Source organism: Phenylobacterium sp. (genome assembly GCF_013911965.1).
GTDB lineage: Bacteria > Pseudomonadota > Alphaproteobacteria > Caulobacterales > Caulobacteraceae > Phenylobacterium.
On record NZ_JACESE010000001.1, the window covers coordinates 328,214 to 353,381 of the forward strand.

The 25,168-nt window shown below is 71.7% G+C and carries 26 protein-coding genes; 17 read left to right on the plus strand and 9 right to left on the minus strand.

The features are described from left to right. Positions 1-29 precede the first annotated feature (29 nt). Positions 30-836 (plus strand): acyl-homoserine-lactone synthase, encoded by an 807-nt coding sequence (locus H2041_RS01610; protein ID WP_293408723.1) that lies wholly within the window; start codon positions 30-32, stop codon positions 834-836. Between the two features lie 68 nt (positions 837-904). Here H2041_RS01610 and H2041_RS01615 read toward each other — a convergent pair whose 3' ends face one another. After that, positions 905-1,108, minus strand: coding sequence for a cold-shock protein (locus tag H2041_RS01615; RefSeq protein ID WP_293408725.1), 204 nt, complete (start codon positions 1,106-1,108; stop codon positions 905-907). 167 nt (positions 1,109-1,275) lie between these two features. Continuing rightward, positions 1,276-1,893 (minus strand): TlpA disulfide reductase family protein, encoded by a 618-nt coding sequence (locus H2041_RS01620; protein ID WP_293408727.1) that lies wholly within the window; start codon positions 1,891-1,893, stop codon positions 1,276-1,278. Positions 1,894-1,933: 40 nt separating this feature from the next. On the opposite strand from H2041_RS01620, the gene argH reads away from it, so the two are divergent. From argH to lysA, 3 genes are read left to right on the plus strand one after another with little or no spacing between them, the layout of a single operon-like run. Further along, positions 1,934-3,361 carry an argininosuccinate lyase gene (argH, locus tag H2041_RS01625; protein ID WP_293408792.1) on the plus strand — a complete coding sequence of 476 codons (1,428 nt, stop codon included), beginning with the start codon at positions 1,934-1,936 and terminating at the stop codon, positions 3,359-3,361. After that, positions 3,358-3,648, plus strand: a complete 291-nt coding sequence (locus H2041_RS01630; protein ID WP_293408729.1) for a hypothetical protein — start codon at positions 3,358-3,360, stop codon at positions 3,646-3,648. Before argH ends, H2041_RS01630 begins: the two co-directional genes overlap by 4 nt. Next, positions 3,645-4,913, plus strand: coding sequence for a diaminopimelate decarboxylase (lysA, locus tag H2041_RS01635; protein WP_293408731.1), 1,269 nt, complete (start codon positions 3,645-3,647; stop codon positions 4,911-4,913). The genes H2041_RS01630 and lysA overlap by 4 nt, the downstream gene beginning before the upstream one ends. A gap of 7 nt (positions 4,914-4,920) precedes the next feature. Here the strand turns inward: lysA and H2041_RS01640 are convergent, their stop codons facing one another. After that, positions 4,921-5,448, minus strand: a complete 528-nt coding sequence (locus tag H2041_RS01640; RefSeq protein ID WP_293408733.1) for a phosphoribosyltransferase — start codon at positions 5,446-5,448, stop codon at positions 4,921-4,923. Continuing rightward, positions 5,441-6,355: a DUF3426 domain-containing protein gene (locus H2041_RS01645; RefSeq protein WP_293408735.1), complete on the minus strand. Its 915-nt coding sequence runs from the start codon at positions 6,353-6,355 to the stop codon at positions 5,441-5,443. The genes H2041_RS01640 and H2041_RS01645 overlap by 8 nt, the downstream gene beginning before the upstream one ends. 56 nt (positions 6,356-6,411) lie before the next feature. Between H2041_RS01645 and ftsE the strand changes: the two genes are divergently transcribed. The 4 genes from ftsE to H2041_RS01665 are packed head-to-tail and all read left to right on the plus strand — an operon-like array spanning position 6,412 to position 9,445. Further along, positions 6,412-7,143 carry a cell division ATP-binding protein FtsE gene (gene ftsE / locus H2041_RS01650; RefSeq protein ID WP_293408737.1) on the plus strand — a complete coding sequence of 244 codons (732 nt, stop codon included), beginning with the start codon at positions 6,412-6,414 and terminating at the stop codon, positions 7,141-7,143. Further along, positions 7,140-8,033 carry an ABC transporter permease gene (locus tag H2041_RS01655; RefSeq protein ID WP_293408739.1) on the plus strand — a complete coding sequence of 298 codons (894 nt, stop codon included), beginning with the start codon at positions 7,140-7,142 and terminating at the stop codon, positions 8,031-8,033. Before ftsE ends, H2041_RS01655 begins: the two co-directional genes overlap by 4 nt. Before the next feature lie 24 nt (positions 8,034-8,057). Further along, positions 8,058-8,684: a YdcF family protein gene (locus H2041_RS01660; protein WP_293408741.1), complete on the plus strand. Its 627-nt coding sequence runs from the start codon at positions 8,058-8,060 to the stop codon at positions 8,682-8,684. A 56-nt stretch (positions 8,685-8,740) separates the two neighbouring features. Then, complete coding sequence (locus H2041_RS01665; RefSeq protein WP_293408744.1) at positions 8,741-9,445, plus strand: 1-acyl-sn-glycerol-3-phosphate acyltransferase; 705 nt, start codon at positions 8,741-8,743, stop codon at positions 9,443-9,445. On the opposite strand, the gene H2041_RS01670 is transcribed toward H2041_RS01665, so the two are convergent. Next, positions 9,442-9,981 (minus strand): gamma-glutamylcyclotransferase, encoded by a 540-nt coding sequence (locus H2041_RS01670; protein WP_293408746.1) that lies wholly within the window; start codon positions 9,979-9,981, stop codon positions 9,442-9,444. The two genes, H2041_RS01665 and H2041_RS01670, sit on opposite strands and share 4 nt — an antisense overlap. Before the next feature lie 34 nt (positions 9,982-10,015). Between H2041_RS01670 and H2041_RS01675 the strand changes: the two genes are divergently transcribed. The 7 genes from H2041_RS01675 (at position 10,016) to H2041_RS01705 (ending at position 15,621) form a co-directional block, all read left to right on the plus strand. Continuing rightward, complete coding sequence (locus H2041_RS01675; protein ID WP_293408748.1) at positions 10,016-11,050, plus strand: DUF2125 domain-containing protein; 1,035 nt, start codon at positions 10,016-10,018, stop codon at positions 11,048-11,050. A gap of 104 nt (positions 11,051-11,154) precedes the next feature. Further along, positions 11,155-11,964, plus strand: a complete 810-nt coding sequence (locus H2041_RS01680) for a chorismate mutase (protein ID WP_293408750.1) — start codon at positions 11,155-11,157, stop codon at positions 11,962-11,964. 39 nt (positions 11,965-12,003) lie between these two features. Then, positions 12,004-13,128 (plus strand): histidinol-phosphate transaminase, encoded by a 1,125-nt coding sequence (gene hisC, locus H2041_RS01685; protein WP_293408752.1) that lies wholly within the window; start codon positions 12,004-12,006, stop codon positions 13,126-13,128. A gap of 3 nt (positions 13,129-13,131) precedes the next feature. Next, positions 13,132-14,067: a prephenate/arogenate dehydrogenase family protein gene (locus tag H2041_RS01690; RefSeq protein WP_293408754.1), complete on the plus strand. Its 936-nt coding sequence runs from the start codon at positions 13,132-13,134 to the stop codon at positions 14,065-14,067. After that, the gene (locus H2041_RS01695; RefSeq protein WP_293408756.1) at positions 14,067-14,396 is read left to right on the plus strand and encodes a multidrug efflux SMR transporter; all 330 of its coding nucleotides are present in this window, start codon (positions 14,067-14,069) and stop codon (positions 14,394-14,396) included. The genes H2041_RS01690 and H2041_RS01695 overlap by 1 nt, the downstream gene beginning before the upstream one ends. Positions 14,397-14,458: 62 nt before the next feature. Then, positions 14,459-15,142: a hypothetical protein gene (locus H2041_RS01700; protein WP_293408758.1), complete on the plus strand. Its 684-nt coding sequence runs from the start codon at positions 14,459-14,461 to the stop codon at positions 15,140-15,142. A gap of 47 nt (positions 15,143-15,189) precedes the next feature. Continuing rightward, positions 15,190-15,621, plus strand: coding sequence for an SRPBCC domain-containing protein (locus H2041_RS01705; RefSeq protein ID WP_293408760.1), 432 nt, complete (start codon positions 15,190-15,192; stop codon positions 15,619-15,621). 167 nt (positions 15,622-15,788) lie between these two features. Here H2041_RS01705 and H2041_RS01710 read toward each other — a convergent pair whose 3' ends face one another. Beyond that, a complete protein-coding gene (locus H2041_RS01710; protein ID WP_293408763.1) occupies positions 15,789-18,584 on the minus strand; it encodes an ATP-dependent DNA helicase in 2,796 nt (931 codons plus the stop codon). 62 nt (positions 18,585-18,646) lie between these two features. Here H2041_RS01710 and H2041_RS01715 point away from each other — a divergent pair, with 62 nt between their 5' ends. Beyond that, the gene (locus H2041_RS01715; RefSeq protein WP_293408794.1) at positions 18,647-21,115 is read left to right on the plus strand and encodes a ligase-associated DNA damage response DEXH box helicase; all 2,469 of its coding nucleotides are present in this window, start codon (positions 18,647-18,649) and stop codon (positions 21,113-21,115) included. Continuing rightward, positions 21,112-21,849 carry a ligase-associated DNA damage response endonuclease PdeM gene (gene pdeM / locus H2041_RS01720; RefSeq protein ID WP_293408765.1) on the plus strand — a complete coding sequence of 246 codons (738 nt, stop codon included), beginning with the start codon at positions 21,112-21,114 and terminating at the stop codon, positions 21,847-21,849. The genes H2041_RS01715 and pdeM overlap by 4 nt, the downstream gene beginning before the upstream one ends. Positions 21,850-21,884: 35 nt before the next feature. Here the strand turns inward: pdeM and H2041_RS01725 are convergent, their stop codons facing one another. The 3 genes from H2041_RS01725 to H2041_RS01735 all read right to left on the minus strand — a co-directional run. Further along, positions 21,885-22,667, minus strand: coding sequence for a TIGR02186 family protein (locus H2041_RS01725; RefSeq protein ID WP_293408768.1), 783 nt, complete (start codon positions 22,665-22,667; stop codon positions 21,885-21,887). Further along, positions 22,667-23,587, minus strand: a complete 921-nt coding sequence (locus H2041_RS01730; protein ID WP_293408770.1) for a sulfite exporter TauE/SafE family protein — start codon at positions 23,585-23,587, stop codon at positions 22,667-22,669. The genes H2041_RS01725 and H2041_RS01730 overlap by 1 nt, the downstream gene beginning before the upstream one ends. 63 nt (positions 23,588-23,650) lie before the next feature. Then, positions 23,651-25,168 (minus strand): SEL1-like repeat protein (locus tag H2041_RS01735; protein ID WP_293408772.1); only part of this gene is annotated, 1,518 nt, incomplete at its 5' end.

The window sequence follows — 25,168 nt, forward strand, 5'->3', positions numbered from 1 at the left end:
GGACTATCCGCCGTCCGGGAGCGCCCGCCGTGATCCACGTCATCACCGCCCAGAACCGCCACCTCTACGCCGAGCAGCTGGCCGACATGTTCCAGTTCCGGCGCGTCCACTTCGTGGAGGAGAACGGCTGGGCCGACCTGCAGTCGGACGAGACGGGCGAGCGCGACGCCTTCGACGACGAACACGCCGTCTACCTGCTGGGACTGGATCCGCAGGACCGTATCGAGGTGGGCCTGCGGGTGCGGCCGACCACCGAGGGTTGCATCCTGGCCGACGCCTATCCGCACATGGTCGCGCCCGGCGCGCCGGCGGTGAAGGGCCCCGACGCCTGGGAGATGAGCCGCATCTTCTCGACCCACGCCTATCGCCGCGCGCGCCGGGGCGGGCGGCGCGTGGCCGAGACCTTCCTCGCCGCCATGGAGACCGCCCACGCGGCCGGCGCGGCGCGCCTGGTGGGCATGGTGGACATGAAGCTCTATCCGCTGGCCTCGAACATCGCCTGGGACCTGCGGCTGACGGGCCTGCCCGCCCCCTATCCCTATGGCGTGATGGTCGGGGTCTACGCCTCGGCCGGCGCCGAAGAGATCGCCCATCTTCGCGAGAGCCTGGGTCTCGCCGGGCCGGCCGGCTACGAGGTCGAGGCGCAGGATCTCGCGGCCTGCGGATCCTTCCAGGGCGTCGAGGCGATGTTCGGTCGCGCCGTCCGGCCCCGCCCGGCGGAGCTGGAGCCCGAGAGCCCCGCCGCCATCGCCGCGGCCGTGGCGACCTATGCCTATCACGACGGCCGCCGCCCCGAACGGGAGCGCGCCGAGGACGTGCGCTGGGCGGCCGAGTAGCTCCAGCGGGCGCAAAAAAGGGCGCGACGGCTGCCCGTCGCGCCCCTCTTGCGTTCGCCGTGGCGGCCTTACATCGGCTGCAGGTCGACCGCGGCGGTCTTGCCGCGCTCTTCGCGCAGCTGATAGCTGACCTTGTCGCCTTCGTTCAGGGCCTGCAGGCCCGCACGCTGGACGGCGGAGATGTGCACGAACACGTCCTTGCCGCCGTCATCGGGCTGGATGAAGCCGTAACCCTTGGTCGTATTGAACCACTTGACCGTACCAGAGGCCATAATCTGTCGTCTCCCGACTTAGCTGACGAAACGTGACGCCGGGCGCACCGGACGTCCGTCAACAATCGCAGTCCTCGGGAAACGCAGCGTAGCTCGGCCCAAATCTCGGATTGTCGCGGGCGCAAACCTGCGCCGCCAGCCCGACGCCGGTCAATCGAAAACGCGGTTCACCCTTCGGCCAGGACGTGGTCGATGACCGCCTTGGCGTCAGGCCCGGACCAGTCGGCGCCGCCCGCCAGCCGTCCCCGCTCCACGCCGTCGCGGCCATAGATCACCGTCGTCGGCATGCCCGGCGCCGCGGGCTTCAGGTCGAAGGCCATCTTCATGTTGGGGTCGTTGTAGAAGGCCAGCGGCGCATTCTTCGCCATGAAGGCGCGGGCCTTTTCGAGATCGTCCTCGCGGTCGATGCTGACGGCCACCACGCGCACGGGCTTGCCCTGGTAGTCGGCGGCCAGCTTGGCGAGCGTCGGCATCTCGGCGACGCAGGGCGGGCACCAGGTGGCCCACAGGTTCAGGACCACGACCTCGCCCTTGAAATCGGCCAGGCGCAGGGGCTCCCCTTCGGGTCCATAGATGGTGGTGACCGGGGCGGGCAGCGGCTCGGCCGGCGTCTGCAGCGCGGCCATCTCGCCCTTCGCCACACGCTCCAGACCGCCCGGCGCAACGGGATTGGTGGTTGCCTGAACGATGATGTAGACCACCGCGGCGACGCCGAACGCGGCGACGCCCCAAAGGAGCCACCGCAACAGGTCGGGTCCGGGTTTCGCCGCAGATTGACCGCTCATGACCGACAACGCCTCCAAAGCTTCGCAAACGCCAGACCATATGGCGACGTCCGGGTCCTCTGGCCAGGGGGGTGATCAGGGTCCCTCCGGGGGCCAGGCCATGTGGGGCGGCCGATTCTCGGCCAAGCCGGCCGAAATGATGCAGGCGATCAACGTCTCGATCGGCTTCGACAAGCGGCTGGCGGCGCAGGACCTCGCAGGCTCCCGCGCGCATGCGGCCATGCTGGCGGCGCAGGGCATCGTGTCGGCCGCCGACGAAGCGGCGATCCAGGACGGCCTGTCGCGCATCGAAGCCGAGATCGCCGAGGGGACCTTCCCCTTCCGCGACGAGTTCGAAGACATCCACATGAACGTGGAGGCCCGACTGCGCGAACTGATCGGACCGGCGGCCGGACGGCTGCACACGGCGCGGTCGCGCAACGACCAGGTGGCGCTCGACTTCCGCATGTGGGTGCGCGAGGCCTGCGACCGCACGGTCGGCCAGCTTCAGGCCCTGCAGCGCTCCCTGCTGGCCCAGGCCGAGGCGCACGCCGAGACCTTGATGCCGGGCTTCACCCATCTGCAGCCGGCCCAGCCCGTCACCTTCGGCCACCACCTGATGGCCTATGTGGAGATGTTCGGCCGCGACGCCGGCCGCTTCGCCGACGCGCGCGCGCGCATGAACGAGTGTCCGCTGGGCGCGGCGGCGCTGGCCGGCTCCCCCTTCCCCATCGACCGCCATGCGACGGCGAGCGCCCTGGGCTTCGACCGCCCGACCGCCAATTCGCTGGACAGCGTCTCCTCGCGCGATTTCGCCCTGGAGGCCCTGGCGGCCGGGGCCATCTGCGCCACGCATCTCTCGCGCCTGGCCGAGGAGATCGTGGTCTGGATGACGCCGCAGTTCGGCTTCATCCGCCTGTCGGACGCCTTCACCACCGGCTCGTCCATCATGCCGCAGAAGAAGAATCCGGACGCGGCCGAACTGGTGCGGGCCAAGGCGGGGCGGATGCTGGCCGCCTTCACCCAGCTCGCCGTCGTCATGAAGGGCCTGCCGCTCGCCTATTCGAAGGACATGCAGGAGGACAAGGTCCCCACCTTCGAGGCCTTCGACGTGCTGGACCTCTCCATCGGCGCCATGACCGGCATGATCGGCGATCTGTCGGCCAACGCCGGGCGCATGGCCGCGGCCGCCGGCGCCGGCTTCTCCACGGCCACCGACCTCGCCGACTGGCTGGTCAGGACCCTCGACATGCCGTTCCGCGACGCCCACCACGTGACCGGCGCGGCGGTGAAGCGGGCCGAGCAGCTGGGCTGTGACCTGGCCGACCTGTCGCTCGACGAGATGAAGGCGCTGGACCCGCGCATCGGCGAAGGCGTTTATGAGGTGCTGACCCCCGCGGCCTCGGCCGCCAGCCGCAAGAGCTATGGCGGCACGGCGCCCGATCAGGTCCGCAGCCAGATCGCCCGTTGGAAGGACGTGCTGAAATGAACGCCAAGGCCCCCCTCTCCCTCGCCCTGCTGGGCGCCCTGGCCCTGGCGGGCTGCGGCAAGGCCGGCGCGCTGGAACGTCCGCCGCCGATCTGGGGCGACCCCGCCACGGGCCGCGTCGTGGGTCCTCGCCCCACCGCCAACAAGCCGGTGGACACGGTCGACCCCCGCGTGCGCGCGACCAATCCGGCGCCGCCGCGGACCCTGCCCATCGAGGGCACGGGTTCGAACCCCACCGCCTCCGGCCCGCAAGGCGCCCTCCCCGACCCCTACGCCAATCCGCGATGAACCATTTCGAGCTGCGGGGGGGCGAGCTCTTCTGCGAGGACGTGCCGCTGGCGGAGATCGCGCAGGCCGTCGGGACCCCGGTCTATGTCTATTCCACCGCCACCCTCGAGCGGCACTACACGGTGCTGCGCGAGGCGCTGGTCGCCGCCGGCGTGGTCGATCCGCTGATCGCGTTCGCGGTCAAGGCCAATTCCAATCTCGCCGTCCTCAGGACTCTGGCCCGTCAGGGCGCGGGCGCCGACACTGTTTCCGAAGGCGAGATCCGCCGCGCCCTGGCCGCCGGGGTGCCGCCGGAAAAGATCGTCTTCTCGGGGGTCGGCAAGACCGCCGCCGAGATCGCCTTCGCGCTCGAGGCCGGCGTCTGCGAGATCAATGTCGAGTCCGAGCCGGAAATGGCCGCTGTCGCCAGGGTCGCCGAACGCCTGGGCAAGCGCGCGACCATCGCCTTCCGGGTCAATCCGGACGTGGCGGCCGGCGGTCACGCCAAGATCGCCACGGGCAAGTCGGAGAACAAGTTCGGCGTCTCCTTCGCCGAGGCCGAGCGGCTCTACGCCATGGCGTCGAACAGCGCCTGGCTGAAGCCCGTGGGCGTGGCCTGCCACATCGGCAGCCAGATCACCGACCTTGCGCCCATGGCCGAGGCCTTCGAGAAGATGGCGGGCCTGGTGCGCCGCCTGCGCGGCGAGGGCCTGCACGTCGAGCGGCTGGACCTGGGGGGCGGCCTGGGCGTGCCCTATTTCAACCAGCCGGAGCCGCCCTCGCCGGGCGACTATGCGCAGGTCGTGGCGCAGGCGACGCAGGGGCTGGACGTCCAGCTCGCCTTCGAGCCCGGCCGGGTGATCGCGGCCAACGCCGGGGTGCTCCTGGCCGAGGTGGTGCATGTCCACCAGCGCCCGGAAGGCCGACTCTTCCTGGTGCTCGATGCGGCCATGAACGACCTGCTGCGCCCGGCCATGTATGACGCCTATCACGACATCCGCGCCGTCCGGCCGCGCGAGGGCGAGGCCCGCCCCTATGACGTGGTCGGACCGGTGTGCGAGACCGGCGACACCTTCACCCGCGACCGCGCCCTGCCGCCCTTCGAGGCCGGCGACCTTGTGGCCTTCATGAGCGCCGGCGCCTATGGCGCGTCCATGGCCAGCGAGTACAACAGCCGGCTGCTGGTCCCGGAAGTCATGGTCAAGGGCGACCAGTTCGCCATCGTGCGCCCCCGTCCGACCTATGAGGAGATGTTGGCGCGGGAGGCCGAGGCGCCCTGGCTCTAGGGCCCGATCAGTCCATCGCCCCGACATAGGGCAGGCCGCGGAGCTGGCCGGCGGCGTCCATGCCGTAGCCGACCAGGAAGCGGGGCGGCGCCTGCCAGGCGACGAAGTCCGGCTCGATGGCGCGGGCCGTGGGCCAGGGCTTGGCGGCGAAGACGCAGGTCAGGACCTCGGCCGCGCCCGAATCCCGCACCAGGCGGGCCGCCTCGCTGAGCGACAGGCCGGTGTCGATCACGTCGTCGACGATCAGCGCCCGGCGGCCGGAGAGCGGCCGCTGGAGATCGGCGCGGACCTCGCACCGCCCCAGGCTCGCCCGCTCGTCGCCATAGGAGGCGAGCCACAGGGCGTCGAAGCGCACATGCCGGCCCGCGCGGGCCAGGGCCCGGGTCAGGTCGGCGTAGAACCACAGGCCGCCGGTCAGCAGACAGATGACCACGGTGTCGTCGTCGATCCGCGGGGCGATCTCGCCGGCCAGCTTCTCGACGCGGGCGGCGACCTCGGCCTCGGGCAGCAGCACCTCGGTCGGCTGGTCAGTCATGATGTTCGTCGCCGTGGTCGTCCATCGGCAGCGGCTTGGCGTCCTGGATCGCCGGGCCGTGCGCGGCGGCGGCGGCATGATCGGCCGGCGCATGCGCCGCCTCTTCTGCGTGCGCCGGCGCGCTGGCCTCGGCCGCGCCGCGCAGGTCCAGCGTCTCGGGATGCTTCGGTTCGGCCGGGGCCTTGACCTGGGCGAAAGTGACCTCGAGCTCGGCCGCCGAGCCCGGCGGATCGATGAGGGCCAGGGCGAAATGCCGCGTCTCGCCCGGCGGAATCTCCGGATCGGCGGGCCGCGCGATCTTTGTGGCCACCGGCTGGCCGGCCTTGTTCAGCAGGCGGATCTGCAGCGGCGGGGCGGTGATGGTGCGGTCCTCGATGTTGCGGATCATGCCCGAGACCGACAGGGCCGCGTGGCCGTCCTGCAGGGCCGGCTCGAACTCGACGCCCTCGATGGCCAGGCCCACGCTGTTGACCGGCAGGCCGACCCCGGCGAAGGCCCCCGCCGTGCTCGGCCACAGGCGCACCACGTCCACCCGGAAGACGACGGCGACGGCGATCATCACCGCCAGCGCCGCGGCCATGCCGGCCCAGACGACGCCGGTCGTGGCGGCTTCGCGCATGCGGCGGCTGTCGTGCGCCTTGGCGCGGAAGGCCTTGGGCAGGGCGAGGCCCTCGCGGGCCGCAGACTCCGCTTCCGGCTCGGGCGCGGCTTGATCGGCGGCGGCGGGGGCGCTATCGGCGACGGGAGGCTCGGCCTGGGGCGCCGGCGCGGTGAGCTCCAGCTCGACCTCGCGGCGCGCGGTCCAGCGATGGCCGCAGCTCACGCACTTCACGACGCGCCCGTCCTCGGGAATCTTGGCGTCGTCCACGAAATAGCTGGTGGAGCATTCTGGACAGGTCAGTATCATGGCCGCCGAATCGGACCCTCCAGCACACCTTTTCGAGGTCGCCGATTCCGGTCTCCATGTCCAGAAACCCGTACGCCGACGAGGCGCTCGACGCCGATGACGCCGTGGTTCGCTTCGACGACGTCTCGATGCGTTACGGACGCGCGCCGGAAACGCTCAAGGACCTCACCTTTTCCTTGCCTCAAGGGTCTTTCCATTTCGTCACCGGCGCGTCCGGGGCGGGCAAGACCTCGCTGCTCAAGCTGATCTATCTGGCCGCCCGTCCCTCCAAGGGACTCCTGCACCTGTTCGGCCAGGATGTGGAGCAGGCGCCCGACGACATCCGCCCCTTCCTGCGCCGCCGCATCGGGGTGGTCTATCAGGAGTTCCGCCTCCTCGACCACCTGAGCGCCTTCGACAATGTCGCCGTGCCCCTGCGCATCGCCGGCCACAAGCCGGACTCCTACCGGCAGGACATCGCCGAACTGATGGCCTGGGTCGGCCTGCGCGAACGCATGCACGCCTATCCGCCGACCCTGGCCGGCGGGGAGAAACAGCGCCTGGCCATCGCGCGCGCCGTGGTGGGGCGGCCCGACATCCTGCTGGCCGACGAGCCGACGGGAAACGTCGACCACGAGATGGGCCTGCGAATCCTGCGCCTTTTCCTGGAGCTGAACCGCCTGGGCACCACCGTGCTGATCGCCACCCACGACCAGGACCTGGTCGCCCGCTCCGGCAAGCCCATCATCCACCTGGAGGACGGCCGGCTGGTCCACATGGGCCCCTTGAGCCCGGCGGGCCGCGCATGAACGGCGTCTTCGATCCGGCCCGCTGGCGTCCGGCGCCCTTTCTGCCGGCGAGCGACAGCCGCGACTCCTCGCTGGTCTTCGTGGTGGCGGTGCTCTGCTTCCTCGCCTGCCTCACGGCGCTGGGCGTGCTCGCCTCCGACCGGGCCGCGGCGGGCTGGTCGCGCCAGCTCACCGGCGAGATGACGGTCATCGTCCGGCCCAAGGCGACCGAGACTCCCGATTCCGCCGCCGCCCGCGCCGCCGAGACCCTGGCCGGGGTGGAGGGCGTGGCCGAGGCCCGCGCCCTGGAGCGGGAGAAGGCCGAGGCCCTGATCGCGCCATGGCTGGGCGACGCCGCCGACCTCGCCGACCTGCCGGTTCCGCGCCTGGTCGCCGTCACCCTGGAGCGCGAGGCGCCGGCGAACGCCGAGGCTCTGGAGCGCGCCCTGCGCGCGCGGGGCCTGGACGCCGTGGTCGACGACCATTCCACCTGGCTGGAGGACATCCAGCGCGGAGCGGCCATCGCCCGCTGGATCGGCCTGGGCGTCTTCCTGCTGATCGCCGCCGCCGCCGCCGCCGTCATCGCCTTCGCGACCCGCGCAGGGCTGGCGGCCCGGCGCGAGGTGGTCGAGGTGCTGCACCTGGCCGGCGCCGAGGACGTGTTCATCGCCCGCCTCTTCCAGGCCCGCTTCGCACGCATCGCCGCCCTGGCCGGCGCCATCGGGGCGAGCGCGGCGGCCGTCCTTGGCGCGGGCCTGCGCCTGGCCGGCGGGGGCGACGGTTTGACGCCTGTGCTGCCGGTGGCTTGGACGGATCTGCTGGCTGTTCTACCGTGCCCCCTGGCCGCAGCTCTGGTGGCCGCGGCAGCCGCGCGGCTGACCGCCACGAGCCTGATCCGCGAGCTGTCCTGAACTTCCGCCGTTGAACGCCGCCGCATGAGAACCCTGGCCGTCCTCGTTGTCGCCGCCCTGATCTGGGCGGCGGGACTGCTCGCCTTCGCCTCCCGCGTGGAGCGCTCCACCCCGGCGCCCGATCCGGCGCCGGCCGATGGCGTGGTCGCCCTGACGGGCGTCGGCTCCAACGAACGGATCGCCGCGGCCATGCGCCTGCTCGAGGCGGGCAAGGCCGAGCGCATGCTGGTCTCCGGCGTCAATCGCGAGGCCAGCCGCGAGGACATCCGCGACGTCTCCAAAGCCGTGCGCCGGCTCTACGACTGCTGCGTGGATCTCGGCTTCGAGGCGGCCAACACCCGCGGCAACGCCCGCGAGACGGCCGAATGGGCCGCCGCCCGGGGCTTCGACAGCCTGATCATCGTCACCGCCGACTACCACATGCCGCGCGCCATGCTGGAGCTGGGCGCGACCCTGCCGGACGCCGAACTCCAGGCCTATCCGGTGCCCACGCCGCAGTTCCAGGCGCGCGACTGGTGGCGCACCTCGGCCGGGGCGCGGCTGATGACCATGGAATACCTGAAGTACCTGGCGATCCTGGGCCGCGAGACGGTGCTCGGCCTGGGACCGCAGGACGAGGACGAGGCCCCGGCGGCGCAACCGGCCGGTTGATCTTTGCGCGCCGGCGCCCGAACCAAGGGGTTCGAATCCTTTAGGAAAGGCCCGCCGTGACCGCCCTGCGATCCCTTCTCTTCGTGGCGCTCTTCTATGTCTGGTCGGCCGTGGTGGCGATCAGCATCACGCCCCTGCTGCTGGGCCCGCGCATCTGGGTGTTGAAGGCCCTCGATTTCTGGGCCGGCGGCGTCATCGCCCTGCTGCGGATCGCCGGCATCCGCGTCGAGGTGCGCGGCCGCGAGCACATCCCCACGGGCGCGGCCCTGGTGGCGCCGAAACACCAGTGCATGTTCGACGTCTTCGCCCAGTTCACCTGGCTGCCCGACGCCTGCTTCGTGCTGAAGAAGGAGCTGATGTGGATTCCCTTCTTCGGATGGTACGCCCAGAAGGCCCGCATGATCGTCGTCGACCGCGAGGGTCATGCCGCGGCGCTGAAGAAGCTGGTGCGCGACGCCAAGGACCGCTTCGCCCACGACCGCCAGCTGATCATCTTCCCCGAGGGCACCCGCGGCGAGCCGGGCGTGGCCGGCGACTACAAGCCCGGCATCGCCGCCCTCTATCGCGAACTGGACCTGCCGGTGCATCCGGTGGCCACCAATTCCGGCGTGCACTGGCCCAGGCACGGCTTCCTGCGAAAGCCCGGCCTGATCGTCTTCGAATATCTCGAACCCATCCCGCCCGGCCTGAAACGTGCGGAATTCATGCGCATCCTGGAAGAGCGCATCGAGACGGCCTCGAACCGGCTGCTGGACCTCTAGGCGCCCAGCCGCCCCTCCACCAGCGCCAGCAGCCGCTCCATCGACCGGTCGACGATGCCCTCCTGCCGCAGGTGGGCGACGAGGTCGCGGAGGTAGTCCTCGTTCGGGCCGGAGAGCCCGACCGCGCCGGTGATCAGATCCGCCTGTCGCTCGAGGCTCAGCGCCCCAGCCCACTGCGGGCGCTCCGCATCGGAGAGGAAGACGAGGCATTCCACGCGGCGGCCGGTCGCCAGCCGGACGAAGCGGCGGGCCTCCACATAGGTCTCCGTCGGCTGTTCGCGTTCGCGCAGGTAATCGTAGACGGCCGGCCAGTCGGCCTCGGCCACGCGGTAGGCCATGCCGCGCACCGCGCCGCCCGGGGCGAGGCCGAGCACGAGGCCCGGGCGTTCATAGGTGCCGCGGTGGTGGACCGAATAGATGCAGAAGGCCCGGCGGCGTCCGTGTAGGGTGGCCGCCGTCCGCTCGACGAACGAAAACCCCGGACGCCACATCAGCGACCCGTAACCGAACACCCAGCGCTCTACGCCGTCCGACATCCACCCGACCCGAAGACACCCCAAATAGATTCCGATGTCTGTGCCCGATACCGAACCCGTCCGCAAACACAGCCGCGCCGGCCTGTTCATCCCCTTCATCCTGCTGCTGGTGGCCATGGTCGCCTGGACCGGCTTCTGGTTCTGGCTGCGCATCCAGACCGCCGACCGTATGGACGAGACGGCGGAGGCCCTTCGTGCGGCGGGCTATGAGGTGTCCTGGAGCGAACGCAGCATCGGCGGCTTTCCCTTCCGCCTGAACGTCACCCTGACCGAACCGCGCATCCGCGAACCGTCCGGCTGGGCGCTCGCCGCCCCGCGGCTGGAGTCGGAGGCCTATATCCACGGCCTGGGCAACTGGATCTTCGCCGCCCCCGAGGGCCTGACCTTCACGCGTCCGGTGGCCGGACCGGTGGAGGTGAAGGGCCGGGTGCTGCGCGCCAGCCTGGCGGGCCTGGACGAGGCGATCCCGCGCTTCGACTTCCAGTGCGCCGACCTCACCTTCACGCCCGGCGCCGGGGCCCAGCCCTTCAGCCTGTCGGCGGCCAAGCTGGCGGAGATCCACCTGCGTCCGGCGCCGGAGGATCAGGCGGGCTTCTTCGTGGAGGTCAAGGAAGGCCAGGCGCGCTTCTCCGGCCTCTTCGCCAACATCGCCGAGGATGGCGAGATCGCGCTGAAGTGGGACTCCATCCTGACCAAGGCCAGCGCCCTGCGCGGCGCCGACTGGCCCTCGGCCGCGCGGGCCTGGGCCGACGCCGGCGGGACGATGCAGGTGCAGCAGGCGGGTCTGACGGCGGGCGAGGCCGTGATCGGCGTACGCTCGGGCGTGCTGAGCGTCGGCGACGACGGCCGGCTGGTGGGCGCGCTGGAGACGACGCTTCGGCAGGCGCCGCGCGCGCTGGAGGCCATGGGCGAAGGCGGCGTCCTGCCCGAGGAGACGGCCGAGACCGCCGCGGCGGTGGCCGCCGCCCGAGAGGGGGCCGACGAAACCGCCCAGGCGACCATCACCTTCCAGGCCGGCCGCACCACCCTGGGCCCCGTCGCCATCGGTCCGGCGCCGCGGGTCTACTGATCGCCCGCCAGATGGTTGCGACTGCAACTTTTATGCAGCGAAGGGCCCTATTGCGCGGCCGCGCGCAATGACCTAGGTCGCAGGCCTCGTATTCGGGGGAAGAAATGGCCGACGCGAAGAATGCCGCGAACCCGTCCGCATCGCTTCAGGCGGTGCGCACGCGCATCGACGCGATCGACGCCGACCTGCTCGCGCTTCTGGACGAGCGCGCCGCCCTGGCCAAGCAGGTCGCCGCCGCCAAGGCCGCGGCCGGCGAATCCGACCGTTTCGGCCTGCGCCCCGGGCGTGAGACCCAGGTCCTGCGCCGCCTGCTGGCCATGCCCCGCCAGGGCGCGACCGACGCGCTGGTCATCCGCGTCTGGCGCGAGCTGATGGCCGAGAGCCTTGCCCTGCAGGGTCCGTTCAACCTGGCCGTCTGGGGCGGCGTGCAGCCGGCGCGCGCCGTGGAGCTCGCCCGCCTGCGCTTCGGCGCGGCCCCGCGTCTGCGCATGACCGCCAGGCCGGAGGAGGCCGTGGCCGCCGCCAAGGTGAAGGGCGGGGTGGGCGTGCTGGCGCTCTCGCCCGACAGCGCCTGGTGGGGCCGCCTGCTGGCCGAGCCGAGCCTGAAGGTCTTCGCGGTCCTGCCCTGCCTCAACGCCTGGGGCCCGCCCTCCGCCCTGGCCATCGCCGAGGTGGAGGTCGAGCCGACGGGGGCCGACGTGACGCTCTGGGTCACCGACGCGCCCGGCCCCGCGGCCAGGATCGCCGAGACGCTGAGCCGTGACGGCGTGGCCGCCGAACTGCTGGCCGAGGCCGGCGGCCTGAAGCTCTTCACCCTCGCCGGCTATTATCAGCCGCAGGACGAACGCCTGGCCCGCGCGCCGGGGCGCCTGTCGGGCGTCATCGGGGCTGCGCCGGAGCCCTTCGACGTGTAAGACCGGGCCGTTCCGCCCCTCCGGCCACCCCTGGGTTCCATGTCCGACGCTTCCGCTCCCGATCGCGCCGCCGCCGATCGGCCGATCCCCAAACCCGGCATCCTCGACATCGCCGCCTATACGCCCGGCAAGTCCAAGGTCGAGGGGATCGAGCATCCGCTGAAGCTCTCGGCCAACGAGAACATCCTGGGCTGCAGTCCCCGGGCCAAGGCCGCCTATGCCGCGGCCATCGACCAGCTGCACGTCTATCCCGACAGCCGCGCGACCAAGCTGCGCGAAGCCATCGCCGCGGAGTTCCGGCTGGAGCCGGATCGCCTGCTGTTCGGCTGCGGCTCGGACGAGATCTTCCAGATCCTCTGCCAGACCTATCTGGAGCCCGGCGACAACATCGTGCAGGGCGAGTTCGCCTTCGGCGCCTACGCCATCTCCGCCCGCGCCTGTCAGGCGGAGGTGCGCAGCGCGCCCGAACCCGACTACCGCGTCGACGTCGACGAGCTGCTGAAGCTGGTCGACGAGCGCACACGCCTGGTCTTCATCGCCAATCCGGGCAATCCCACCGGCACCTGGATCAACGGCCCGGAGGTGCGCCGCCTGCACGCCGCCCTGCCCGCCAGCGTCGTGCTGGTGCTGGACGGCGCCTATGCCGAGTTCGCCGACGATCCGAAGTTCGAGGACGGTCTCGATCTGGCCCGCACCGCGACCAACGTCGTCGTCACCCGCACCTTCTCCAAGCTGCACGGCCTGGCGACCCTGCGCGTCGGCTGGTCCTATGGCCCGGCGGAGATGATCTCGGCCATGGACCGAATCCGCCAGCCCTTCAACACCACCATCCCGGGCCAGATGGCCGCCATCGAGGCGCTGGCCGACAAGGACTTCCAGCGCGCATCCCTGGAGCTGGTCGGCCGCTGGCGCCCCTGGCTGTCGCAGCAGATGGGGGGGCTTGGCCTCTCGCCCGTGCCGAGCGCCACCAACTTCGTCCTCGTCGGCTTCCCGCAGAGCGGCGAGAAGACCGCCAAGGCGGCCGAGGCCTTCCTGGCCAGCCGCGGCCTGATCGTCCGCGGAGTCGGCGGCTACGGCCTGCCGCACCACCTGCGCTTCACCATCGGCCTGGAAGAGCACAACCGCGCCGTCGTGGACGCCCTTTCCGACTTCATGGCGTCCTGAGCCATGGCCGCCGACCTGCCCCTCTTCGAACGCCTGGCCATCATCGGCTGCGGCCTGATCGGCTCCTCCATCGCCCATGGCGCGCGGGCGACCGGCGCGGCGCGCCAGATCGCCATCTATGACGCGAGCCCGGAGGCCCGGGCGCGGATCGCCGAGCTGGGCCTGGCCGACGAGGTGTCGGAGACGGCCGCCCAGGCGGTCACGGGCGCCGATCTCGTCGTCTTCGCCACGCCTGTGCGCGCCATCGGCGAGGCCGCGCGGGCCTGCGCCACGGCCCTGAAGCCCGGCGCCATCGTCACCGACGTCGGCTCGGTCAAGGCGGCCGTGGCCGAAGCCCTGACCGAGGCCGTCCCGGACAGCGTCTTCGTCGTGCCCGGCCACCCGATCGCCGGCACCGAGCAGTCGGGCCCGGACGCCGGCTTCGCCGAACTCTTCCACCGCCGCTGGGTGATCCTCACGCCCCAGGCGCGGGAAGACGACGCCTATCTCGAGGCCGTTCAGCGCCTGGCCGACTTCTGGACCGCGCTCGGCGCCGAGGTCGAGCGCATGGACGAGAAGCACCACGACCTGGTGCTGGCCGTCACCAGCCACCTGCCCCACCTGATCGCCTACAACATCGTCGGCACCGCCGCCGACATGGAGGAGGTCACCCGGGCCGAGGTGATGAAGTACTCCGCCGGCGGCTTCCGCGACTTCACCCGCATCGCCGCGTCGGACCCCACCATGTGGCGCGACATCTTCCTGACCAACAAGGACGCGGTGCTGGAGATCCTGGGCCGCTTCACCGAGGACCTGCAGGCCCTGTCGCGGGCCATCCGCTGGGGCGAGGGCGACAAGCTCTACGACCTGTTCAGCCGCACGCGGGAGATCCGTCGCGGCGTCATCGCCGCCGGCCAGGAAAGCGCCGAGCCCGACTTCGGCCGCAAGCGGGGCGGCTGATGGGCGGCATGGCCTGGCTCTCCATCGCCATCGTCGCCGAGGTGATCGCCACCTCGGCGCTGAAGGCCTCGGACGGCTTCCGCAACACCCTGCCCTCGATCGTCACGGCGGTCGGCTATTCCATCGCCTTCTGGTGCATGTCCCAGGCGATCCGCACCGTGCCCGTGGGCCTGGCCTACGCCATCTGGTCGGGCGTCGGCATCGTGCTGATCACCGCCATCGCCTGGGTCATCTTCCGCCAGCGGATCGACCCGGCCGGGCTGATCGGCATCGCGCTGATCATCGCCGGCGTGCTGGTGATCCAGCTGTTTTCGAAATCGACGGCTTAGACGGCTTTGCACGCCACCATTCCGTGTAGGCTGGTCCTACGACACGGAATGGAGAAGTCGGCATGCTGTATCGGAGTCTTTTTGCTGTGGTGCTCTCGGTCTTTGCGACCAGGGCTGCGGCGGCCGAGTTCCAGTGCGTGGCCGAGGTTGAGACCGATCTCGCCGACAAGGTGGGCGCCATGGTCAAGATCGCCGACGACGGCGCGCGGACCGCCAGCGTGTTCTGGGCGCCTCGACCTGATCCGAAGCAGTCCTTCGGTTATGCCAGCGTGCAGGTCGTTCGAACCGTCGAGGATATCGAGGCGCGGCGGCTCGGCTCCTTCTCCAACCTTATCGCCGGCTCGATGGTCAAGGTGGAGGATGTGGTCGGCCAACGCGCCGTCGTGATCGCATCCACCGATCGCGCGGAGCCGGTCGCCGTTGAGTGGAAGCTCTTCGCCCAGTTGATGGCGTCCGACGATGAGCCGGGGAAGCCCGTCGCGATCTTGGGCGCCGTTCCGTTCGGACGCGCCGAGCCGCAGAGCCGCAGCCTGGTTGATTCCGTCGCTCAGTCCCGCTCCTTGATCGTTTCCGTGCACGATCTGAAGACGCTCAAACCCTACGCCAAAGGCTTCTTCTGGCTCACCGATGCCGAAGCTGCAGAGGTCGCCATGCGCGAGGCGCTGGTCCGCGCTCTCGAGAAGGCTGAGGCGCCGGACGCGAACTGCGAGGCGTCGGACGCGGCGCCCGTCAACGCCGCCCCTTGAGCCCGCCCCCGCCTCAGGCCCATGCTGCCAGGCCAAAGGAGGCGACCATGGCCGAAACGACGACGGTGCGGGTCGAGCGGGATTTCCGGTCCGCTCAGGCGCAGGTGTTCGACGCCTGGCTTGACCTGAAGAGCGCGGCGCAGTGGCTGTTCGCCACGCCAGACGGGCGGCTGATGACCGCGGCCATCGATCCCAAGGAGGGCGGCCGCTTCCTTTTCGTGGAGCGCCGCGAGGGCGGCGACGCCGAGCACTATGGCCGCTACCTGAAGATCGAGCGCCCGGTCACCCTGATCTTCGAGTTCTCCACCCGCGAAGACCTGGCCGACGCCACGCCGGTGACGGTGGAGGTCAGCGACCGGGGCGAAGGCGCCCGCGTGAGCCTGCGCCACGGCGAGGTGCCGGCGGATTTCGCCGAACGGACGAAGGCGGGCTGGACCAGCATCCTGGACCGGCTGGCCGAAGCCTTGGGCGAGGGTTGAGGCGCGGAGGCCGCAGGCCCCCTCCGGCCCTTCGGGCCACCTCCCCCTGTAGAAGGGGGAGGATCTGCGCCGGGGCTGCGGCAGGCCTGGCGGGAAAGATGCTCCCCCTTCCAGGGGGAGCTGTCGCCGAAGGCGACTGAGGGGGTTGTCGGCCGTCCCGCCGCCCCTCACTCCGGCTTCAAAAACTCAGCCGTCGCCTCGATGGCCTCCACCAGGCCCATGCGCTGCAGCTCCACGCCGGGCGGGAGGCTGGAGAAGAGGCGGGTCGGAGCGGCCGCGTCCAGCATGACGAAGACGCCCCTGTCGTCGGCGCGGCGGATCAGGCGGCCGAAGGCCTGGGCGATGCGGCCGCGGGCGACGGCGTCGTCATAGCCCTTGCCGCCGAAGCGGGCGCGCCTGGCCTTGTGCAGGATGTCGGGCCTTGGCCACGGCACGCGGTCGAAGACCAGCAGGCGCAGGGACCGGCCCGGCACGTCCACGCCATCGCGGACGGCGTCGGTGCCGAGCAGGCAGGAATCCTCCTCGGCCCGGAAGATGTCCACGAGCGCGCCGACCTCCAGCGGATCGACGTGCTGGGCGTAGAGGGCCAGGCCCTTGTCGGCCAGGGGGGCTGCGATGCGTTCGTGCACCGCGCGCAGGCGCCGGATGGCGGTGAAGAGGCCCAGGCCCCCGCCGCCGGCCGCCAGGAAGAGCTCGCGCATGGCCGCGGCCACCTGGCGCGGATCTTCGCGGCCCACATCGGTGACGACGATGGCCCGGGCGTTGGCGGCGTAGTCGAAGGGCGAGGCGAGCTTCAGCGTCTTGGGCCGGTCGGGCAGGCGCGCCGCGCCCGTGCGCATCTCGGCGAGCGCGAAGGGATCGTCCAGCGCCGGGTCAGCCAGGGTGGCGCTGGTCACCAGCACGCCGTGGGCGGGCGCGATGACCGCGTTGGTCAGGGGCTCGGTGGGATCGACCCAGTGGCGGCGGCAGGCGGCGTCGACCACCCGGCCATAGAGGAAAGTCGCGTCGAACCAGTCGACGAAGTCCGGATCGTCCTCGGCGTCCTCGTCGATGGCCCGCAGCATGGAGCGCCAGGCCGGCAGGGTCATGCGCGCCCGCCGATCGAGGCCGCGCAGGGCGCCCTCGATCCTGGCCCGTTCGCTGGGCCCAAGCGCGGCGGCCTCGTCGTCCAGCAGGTCTTCCAGGTGACGGGCCAGAGCCAGCAGCGGCGCCTCGATGCGGGCCAGCGCCGCGGCCGCCTCCCGGGCGGTGTCGCGGACGAGATCGAGCGCCGGCCGGGCGGCGCACTCCATGCCCACGTCCGAGGGCGCGGCGCGGGCGCGAAGCTGCTCCATCACCGCCACCAGGAAGGCCTCGATGGCGCCGATGGGGTTCACCTCGCCATTGGGCGGGGCGATGCGGCCGGACCACCCCTCTCCCGGCAGGGCGGCGGCGGCGTGCAAGGCGTCCGACAGGGCGCGCCTGGCCTCCTCCGCATCGCCCAGGACGTCGGAGAGGCGGGCCTCCAGCCCCCGCCCGCGGCGGCCGCGGCCCTCCGGCCCGCGAAGCCAGCGGCGCAGCTCCGCGGCCTCGGCGCCCGAGAGCGCGGCGGAAAACGCGCTGTCGGCGGCCTCGAACAGGTGGTGGCCCTCGTCGAAGACCAGCCGCTTCAGGTGCGCCGTCTCGGTGTCGGCCTTGGACCCCCGGGCGGCCCGGGCGCCGTCGAAGGCCGCCTGGGTCAGGACGAGCGCGTGGTTGGCGATGACCAGGTCGGCCTTGCGCGACCCTCGGATCGCCTTCTCCACGAAACAGGTGCGGTAGTGCTGGCAGCCGGCATGGACGCACTCGCCGCGCCGGTCGACGAGGTTGGCGGCCGAGGCCTGCATGGGCGTCGGCACGCCGAACAGGGTCGGCAGCCAAGCGGGGAAGTCGCCGCCCGTCATGTCGCCGTCCCGCGTCGCCCGCGCCCAGCGGGCGGCCAGCGCCAGGCCCACCAGGTCGCCATTGCCGAGCTGGGCGGCGTTGGCCGCGTCCTGGAAGTTCAGCAGGCAGAGATAGTTCTCGCGGCCCTTGCGGACCACGGCCTTGCGGGCGCGGACCTTGGGGTCGGGAAAGAGGGCGTGGCTCTCCCGTTCGATCTGTCGCTGCAGGGCGCGTGTGTAGGTGGAGACCCAGACCGCCGGCCCGTTGGCCTCGGCCCACAGCGAGGCCGGCGCCAGATAGCCCATGGTCTTGCCGACGCCCGTGCCGGCTTCGGCCAGCATCATGCGCGGTTCGCCCTCGCGGTCGCGCGGCTGGAAGGCGTAGGCCGCTTCGGCGGCGAACTCCGCCTGGGCCGGCCGCGCCTCGTCGAGGCCGGCGCGATGCAGCAGCTCGGCCAGCCGGCTGGCGGCCTCGGCGCCTTCGACGGGCTTCGATCCGGCCTCGCCGGCCGGCGCCTGATCCTCCCACTCCGGAATGCGCGTCCAGACGTCGAGGCCCGATCCGCGGAAGGCGTTGCCCACGGGCCCCGAGCGCAGGGCGCCGATCACCGCCGGACCCCAGGCCCAGCCGGCGCGGGCCAGGGTCTCGGCCTGGGCCAGGGCTTCCTCGCGACTGGGTTCGGGATGGCGGGCCAGTTCGTCGAGCAGCAGCAGGCAGGCCTGACGCAGCGCGCTGGCCTGGGCCGCAGCTCCCTTCGGCTCGGGCAGGCCGAGCGTCTGGGCGAGCCCCGCCGCCGACGGCGCGCAGAACCGCGCCGGCCGCACGAAGGCGAAGAGCTCCAGAGCGTCGGAGGTGCGGGGACTGCGCGGCGGCGGATGGAGCCCCAGCCTGCGCGCCGTCATGGAAGCATGGGCCAGCAGAACCGGCCCGCGCTCGAAGAGATCGCGCGCATCGGGCGCCCGCAGGGCCTCGGCCCGTTCGCCGTCGGCCGCGGCGGCGCGCGGGCCGGGCAGGACCACAAGGGCGGGGGCGAGATCCAGGGCGGGCGCAGGGGCGTTCACGGCGGAGACTCCTAGCCGGATTTGCCGTGAAACGGAACGGGAACATGATATAGGCGATGACGATGGCCGAAGACGCCGCCCTGCCCGCCGACCTGCTGCCTGCGCAGTTTTCCGACTGGTTCGCCGGGCGGGGTTGGGCGCCGCGTCCGCATCAGCTGGCGATGGTGGAGCGGGCGCGGGCCGGCCGCGACGCCCTGCTGATCGCCCCCACCGGCGGGGGCAAGACCCTGGCGGGCTTCCTGCCGAGCCTCATCGACCTCGCCACCCGCCCGCCGGCCAACAGCCCGCGCGGCGTCCACACCCTCTACATCTCGCCGCTGAAGGCGCTGGCCGTGGACGTGGAGCGCAACCTGGCCACGCCGATCCGCGAGATGGGGCTGCCCATCGTGGCGGAGTCGCGCACCGGCGACACCGGCGTCTCGCGCCGTCAGCGCCAGCGGGTCAAGCCGCCGGACGTCCTGCTGACCACGCCCGAGCAGCTCGCCCTCTTCTGCGCCTGGGAGGGCGCGCGGGCCTATTTCGAGCACCTGTCCTGCATCATCCTGGACGAGATCCACACCCTGCATTCGACCAAGCGGGGCGACCTGCTGGCCCTGGACCTCGCCCGCCTGCAGACCTTCAGCCCCGACCTGCGGCGGGTGGGCCTGTCGGCCACGGTGGACGATCCCGACGTGATCCGCCGCTGGATGAGCCGGGGCGGCGAGACGCCCGAGACGGCGGTGGATCTCGTCACCGGTCCGGGCGGCGCGGCGCCCATCGTCGATCTCCTGCTCTCGGAAGGCCGGGTGCCCTGGGCCGGCCACACCGCCCAGCACGCCATGGCCGACGTCTATGCGGCCATCAAGACGGCGAAGACGGCGCTGGTCTTCGTCAACACCCGCTTCCAGGCGGAGTTCGCCTTCCAGGAGCTTTGGAAGCTGAACGAGGACGACCTGCCCATCGCCCTGCATCACGGTTCCCTGGCCGCCGAGCAACGGCGCAAGGTGGAGGCCGCCATGGCCCGCGGGGAGCTGCGGGCGGTGGTCTGCACCTCCACCCTCGACCTCGGCATCGACTGGGGCGACGTGGACCTGGTCATCCAGCTCGCCTCACCCAAGGGCGCTTCTCGCATGGTCCAGCGGATCGGCCGGGCCAACCACCGGATGGATGAGCCCAGCCGCGCCCTTTTCGTGCCGGCCAACCGCTTCGAGATGCTGGAGTGCCAGGCCGCCCGCGAGGCCATCGCCGAGAACCGCTTCGACGGCGATCCGCCGCGCGTGGGCGCGCTGGACGTGCTCGCCCAGCACGTCATGGGCTGCGCCTGTTCCGAACCCTTCGACGCCCTGGACCTCTATGAGGAAATCCGCACCGCCGGCCCCTATCGGGACCTGCCGTGGGAGGACTTCGAGCAGGTGGTCGATTTCGTCTCCACCGGCGGCTATGCGCTGCGCAACTACGACCGCTTCCGTCGGATCGTGAAGGGCCAGGACGGCCGCTGGACCGCCCGCAACGCCGACGCCAAGCTGCGCCACCGGCTGAACGTGGGGGCCATCCTCTCGCCCGCCATGCTGAGCGTGCGTATCGCCGGCCGCGGCGGCCGGGCGGGCCGCAAGATCGGCGAGGTGGAGGAAGGCTATCTGGAGGCGCTCGATCCCGGCGACACCTTCGTCTTCGCCGGCCAGGTCTGGCGGCTGATGGGAGTGACGGCGCTCGACGTCCTGGTCAGCCCGGCGCCGGCCACCGACCCCAAGATGCCCTCCTGGGGCGGCTCGAAGTTCGCCCTGTCCACCTTCCTGGCCAAGCGCGTGCGCGAGCTGATGTTCGACCAGAGCCATTGGTCGGTCCTGCCCGCCGACGTGCGCGAGTGGCTCGAGATCCAGCGCGACCGATCGATCATCCCGGCCGAGGACGAGATGCTGGTGGAGACCTTCCCGCGGGGGAAGCGCCACTTCATGGTCGCCTACGCCTTCGAAGGACGGCTGGCCCACACCACGCTGGCCATGCTGCTGACGCGGCGGCTGGAGCGGATCGGCGCCGCGCCGCTCGGCTTCGTCTGCAACGACTACGCCCTCGCCATCTGGTCGCTGAACCCGATGGACGGGCTCGACCTCGACGCCCTGTTCGCCGAAGACATGCTGGGCGACGATCTGGAGGACTGGCTGGCCGAGAGCTTCATGATGAAGCGGTCCTTCAAGGGCTGCGCGATCCTCGCCGGCCTGATCGAGCGGCGCTTCCCCGGCGCGGAGAAGAGCGGCCGCCAGATCACCTTCTCCGCCGACCTCGTCTATGACGTGCTGCGCCGGCACGAACCGGACCACCTGCTGCTGCGCTGCGCGCGGGAGGATGCGGCCACGGGACTCATCGACGTGGCGCGCGTGGGCCATATGCTGGCCCGCATCCGTGGCCGGATTCGCCACGCCGCCCTCGACCACCTGTCGCCCTTCTCGGTCCCCATGCTGCTGGAGATCGGCAAGGAGCGCGTCCCAGGCGCGGCCGGCGAGTTGATCCTGGCCGAAGCCGCCGAAGACCTGATCGCCGAAGCCATCTCGTGACCGCCCTCGCCGCACGCCCCGCCTCCGACCGCTACGCCTTCGCCCAGAGCCCCTGCGGCGGCATCGCCCTGGCTCTGGCCGGGGCCGAGGTGCTGATGCGGCGTTCCGGCGCCCTGCTGGAGGTGGCCCATTCGGCCCTGATCGTCGCCGACCTGCACTTCGAAAAGGGCTCGGCCTACGCCGCCCGCGGCCAGTTCCTGCCGCCCTACGACACGCGCGACACCCTGGACCGGCTGGAGGCGGAGGTGGCCGCCCTTTCGCCGCGGACGGTCATCTTCCTGGGCGACAGCTTCCACGACCGGCGGGCGGAGGATCGGCTGGCGGCCGAGGACGCCGAACGCCTGGCGGCCCTCGCCCGCGGCCGGACTCTCATCTGGCTGGTGGGCAACCACGACGCCGACGGCCCTCGGCGGCTGCCCGGCGAAGTGGCCGACACCTTGACCCTCGGGCCCCTCACCCTGCGCCACGAGCCCGAGCCGGGGCCGCAGTTCGGCGAACTGTCGGGCCACCTGCATCCCTGCGCCCGCGTCACCTCCGGCCGCGGCACGGTGCGCCGCCGCTGCTTCGCCACCGATGGAGAGCGGATGATCCTGCCGGCCTTCGGCGCCTATGCCGGCGGGCTGAACCTGCGGGATGCGGCCTTTTCGGGGCTGTTCGCGCGGACCCCGCTGGCCGGGGCGCTGGGCCGGGACAAGGTCCATGCGGTCGGGTGGCGGTCGCTGACGCCAGACTGATCGGGATTGAACTCAGCGGCGGTGGCGTGGCCGCCTTAACGCCGGCGGAAGACCACCGAAGCCAGCCAGCCGGACCCCAGCGCGATCAGCACCGAGACGATGCCGTAGAGCCAGGGCCGGTTGTTGGCGAAGAGGAAGAGCCAGCGCTCCAGCCCCGCCTTCTCCACCGTGATGGTCCGAGCCCGCCGTGAGACCGGCTCCCCGTCCTGGAAGAGGATGATCTCGGTCTGATACTGGCCGATGGGCGCCGAGGTCGGCAGGTCGATCTCGGCGCGGAACAGGCCGCGATCGACGAAGCGCACGCCGTCCTGGTCGGTGGCGTAGAGCCCCGCATCCTCCTTCAGCCGGATGACCGCGCGGCGCCAGTCGAGATAATCGGCGCCCAGGCGGCTGACGACGACGTCGCGCACGCCGTATCGGGTCTCGATCCGCTCCTCGTCGGGCGCGTTCATCGGCAGGTGGTCGATGCCGGCGCCCAGCCGGCGCAGGGTCGAGAAGCTGGCGATCTCAGTCAGGGGCCGGGAAGAGGCGGCCATGTAGAAGCCCGGCGCGCCCTCGAAGACCACAGGACGGGAATTGATCCAGAGGCCCGCCACCCGGGTCTTGCGCGCGATCCGGATCGGCTGGTCGGGGCCGCGGACGATCACCACGACGTCGGCGGGCCGCGTCTGGGGATCGAAGACCGCCCCGTAGAGCACGATCTTGGCCCCGGCGAACTCCGAGGTGACACGGATGTTGGCCTCGGTCAGGGCGGCGGCGACGCGCGGGCCGGGCTCGGGCTGTTCGATCTGAGGCGGCGGCAGGGCGGGGACGGCCATCACTCGCTCCCCCCGACCAGGACGAAGGGGTCCTCCGGCGTGATGAAGAGTTCGAGCCCCATCTGCAGCCCCATGATCAGCACGATGAGGCCCAGGACCGCCCGCAACTCCTCGGCGCGGAAGCGGGACGAGGCCCGCGCCCCAAGCTGCGCGCCCAGCACGCCGCCGATCAGCAGCAGAGTGGCGAGAACGATGTCCACCGACTGGTTCCGCCCGGCCTGCAGGATGCTGGCCAGCGAGGTGGTGATGATGATCTGGAAGAGGCTGGTGCCGACGACCACGCTGGCGGGCATGCGCAGGATATAGACCATGGCCGGCACCAGGATGAAGCCGCCGCCGACGCCCATGATGGCCGAGAGCACGCCCACGAACACGCCAAGGACCACCGGCGGGATCACCGAGATGTACAGGCGCGAGCGCGGAAAGCGCACCTTGAGCGGCAGGCCGTAGAGCCAGACGGGCCGGCGGTCGCGCTTCTTCGCCGGCGCCTGGCCGCGCCTGTGGCGCAGGACCGCCCCCAGGGACTCCACCAGCATCAGGCCGCCGATGGCCCCCAGGAAGATGAGGTAGGACAGCGAGACGACGAGGTCGGCCTGGCCGAGCAGGCGCAGCCAGCGGAAGATCTCCACGCCCACCAGCGCGCCCACGGCGCCGCCGGCCGCCAGCACGCCGCCCATGCGGAAGTCGACCGCCCGCCTGCGGCTGTAGGAGATGACGCTGGAGGCTGAGGAGGCGGCCACGTGATTGGCCTCGCTGGCCACGGCCACGACGGGGGGAATGCCCATCCACAGCAGGATCGGCGTCATCAGGAAGCCGCCGCCGATGCCGAACAGGCCGGAGATGAAGCCCACCACCGCGCCCAGGAGCACGAGAAGCCCGGCGTTCACCGAGACCTCGGCTATGGGCAGGTAGATGTCCACGCCTTGCGCGCCTCACTCGTCAGTTCAGGCGCGATGCGCCCCAGGACCCGCCGGTCCGGCGGCTCAACGGGTGAAGACGGAGAGCTTGGAAACCGTCGTCGGGTCGAGCGTGCCAGTGGCGGCCATGCCTTGATCGCGCTGGTAGGCGGCGACTGCAAGCCGCAGGGCCGGCGAAGCCGCGCCGTCCGAGGGGCCCTGATAGTAGCCGAGGCGGGAAAGAGCCCGTTGCGCCGTGCGCACGGCGTCGGGAGAGGCGCCGACCTGGGCGGCCGCCGCCGGCGCGCTGGGCGCCGTGGCCTTGAAGGCCGCCGCGGCGCGTTCGGCGACCGCCTGCGCGGCCGGCGAGAGGTCGTCCTTGACCCGTTCGGCGCTCGCCGCAGCGTCCTTGTCGCCCGCCTTGCCGGCGATCAGGAACCACTTGTAGGCCTCGGCGGCGTTCTGGCTGACGCCGAAGCCTTCCTCGTAGAGGCGGCCGAGATTGTACTGGCTGTCGACCAGGCCGAGATCGGCTGCGCGGCGGAACCACTGGGCGGCCGTCGTGGAGTTCTTCGTCCCGCCCACGCCTTCGAAATAGTAGAGGGCGAGATTGTGCATGGCCTTGCGGTCGCCGCCTTGGGCGGCGCGCTCGGTCCAGCGGCGGGCTTCGGCCAGATCCTTCTCGACGCCCTCGCCGCCCTGTTCGTAGAGCTTGGCGAGGTAGAACTGGGCCGGAGCGTAGCCGAGATTGGCCACCTTCTTCAGCTCGTCCAGCGCGCCGTCGGTCCCGTCTTCGACGCCGCGCACGGCCTGGGCGTAGAGGCCCGGCAGGTCCTCGCGGATCTCCGCGCCCGCGGCCTCGCCCGTCAGGGGCTCGGGCGCGATGGCCAGGGCCGCCCGCGGGGCGGAGGCTTCGCCCTCCACGGCGGCGACCTCGACATCGCCGTCCCGCGCGGCGCTGACCGCATCGGCCACCCGCGCCGGCAGTTCGCCGGCCGGCTCGCCGCTGATCAGCATCATGCCGCCAGCCGCCATGCCCAGGAAGGCCGCGCCGCCCGAGAGCAGCAGGGCCGTCTGCAGGGTGGAGCCGGCGCGCTTCTTCGGCCGCATGGAAAAGCCGCTGAACAGCGAGCCGCCGTCCTTCGGCTGCTCCGGCTTCTTCAGCTTGGACTTCTTGCCCTTGCCTTCGCCGGCGTTCTGGTTGGCGCGGGCCGCGGCGCGGGCCTGGGCGATCACATCGCGCGTCGAGGCGGGCCTGGCGGGCGCAGCCGCGGGGGCGGGCTCGATGAAGTCCGACTCCGGATCGTCGTCGAAGCCGTAGTCCGCCTCGTCCAGCTCGGCGGCGGGCGGCGCGGCGGTCATGCGCGGCGCCTGGAAGGTCTCGGCGATGGCCCGGCGCGGCGGGTCGAGCACCTCGCCGGCGAACGGATCCTCCGGCAGTTCGGGCGCCGGCCGGCTGCGCTCGGCGGCAGGGGGCGCGCCGAAGCCGTCGGCGGCCTCGAAGTCCTCGGCCTCCAGCGGCGGCCGCTCGCTCTCGGGCGAGAAGTCGGTCGTCGGGAAGTCGTCGGCGGGGGGCGCGAAGGCCTGACGGGCCAGGGGCGCGGG

Coding starts and splice junctions, on each gene's coding strand:
- H2041_RS01615 (WP_293408725.1), bottom strand. CDS start 1,108: ATGGCCTCTGGTACGGTCAAGTGGTTCAATACGACCAAGGGTTACGGC.
- H2041_RS01620 (WP_293408727.1), bottom strand. CDS start 1,893: ATGAGCGGTCAATCTGCGGCGAAACCCGGACCCGACCTGTTGCGGTGG.
- argH (WP_293408792.1), top strand. CDS start 1,934: ATGGCGACGTCCGGGTCCTCTGGCCAGGGGGGTGATCAGGGTCCCTCC.
- H2041_RS01630 (WP_293408729.1), top strand. CDS start 3,358: ATGAACGCCAAGGCCCCCCTCTCCCTCGCCCTGCTGGGCGCCCTGGCC.
- lysA (WP_293408731.1), top strand. CDS start 3,645: ATGAACCATTTCGAGCTGCGGGGGGGCGAGCTCTTCTGCGAGGACGTG.
- H2041_RS01640 (WP_293408733.1), bottom strand. CDS start 5,448: ATGACTGACCAGCCGACCGAGGTGCTGCTGCCCGAGGCCGAGGTCGCC.
- H2041_RS01645 (WP_293408735.1), bottom strand. CDS start 6,355: ATGATACTGACCTGTCCAGAATGCTCCACCAGCTATTTCGTGGACGAC.
- ftsE (WP_293408737.1), top strand. CDS start 6,412: ATGTCCAGAAACCCGTACGCCGACGAGGCGCTCGACGCCGATGACGCC.
- H2041_RS01655 (WP_293408739.1), top strand. CDS start 7,140: ATGAACGGCGTCTTCGATCCGGCCCGCTGGCGTCCGGCGCCCTTTCTG.
- H2041_RS01660 (WP_293408741.1), top strand. CDS start 8,058: ATGAGAACCCTGGCCGTCCTCGTTGTCGCCGCCCTGATCTGGGCGGCG.
- H2041_RS01670 (WP_293408746.1), bottom strand. CDS start 9,981: ATGTCGGACGGCGTAGAGCGCTGGGTGTTCGGTTACGGGTCGCTGATG.
- H2041_RS01675 (WP_293408748.1), top strand. CDS start 10,016: ATGTCTGTGCCCGATACCGAACCCGTCCGCAAACACAGCCGCGCCGGC.
- H2041_RS01680 (WP_293408750.1), top strand. CDS start 11,155: ATGGCCGACGCGAAGAATGCCGCGAACCCGTCCGCATCGCTTCAGGCG.
- hisC (WP_293408752.1), top strand. CDS start 12,004: ATGTCCGACGCTTCCGCTCCCGATCGCGCCGCCGCCGATCGGCCGATC.
- H2041_RS01690 (WP_293408754.1), top strand. CDS start 13,132: ATGGCCGCCGACCTGCCCCTCTTCGAACGCCTGGCCATCATCGGCTGC.
- H2041_RS01695 (WP_293408756.1), top strand. CDS start 14,067: ATGGGCGGCATGGCCTGGCTCTCCATCGCCATCGTCGCCGAGGTGATC.
- H2041_RS01700 (WP_293408758.1), top strand. CDS start 14,459: ATGCTGTATCGGAGTCTTTTTGCTGTGGTGCTCTCGGTCTTTGCGACC.
- H2041_RS01705 (WP_293408760.1), top strand. CDS start 15,190: ATGGCCGAAACGACGACGGTGCGGGTCGAGCGGGATTTCCGGTCCGCT.
- H2041_RS01715 (WP_293408794.1), top strand. CDS start 18,647: ATGGCCGAAGACGCCGCCCTGCCCGCCGACCTGCTGCCTGCGCAGTTT.
- H2041_RS01725 (WP_293408768.1), bottom strand. CDS start 22,667: ATGGCCGTCCCCGCCCTGCCGCCGCCTCAGATCGAACAGCCCGAGCCC.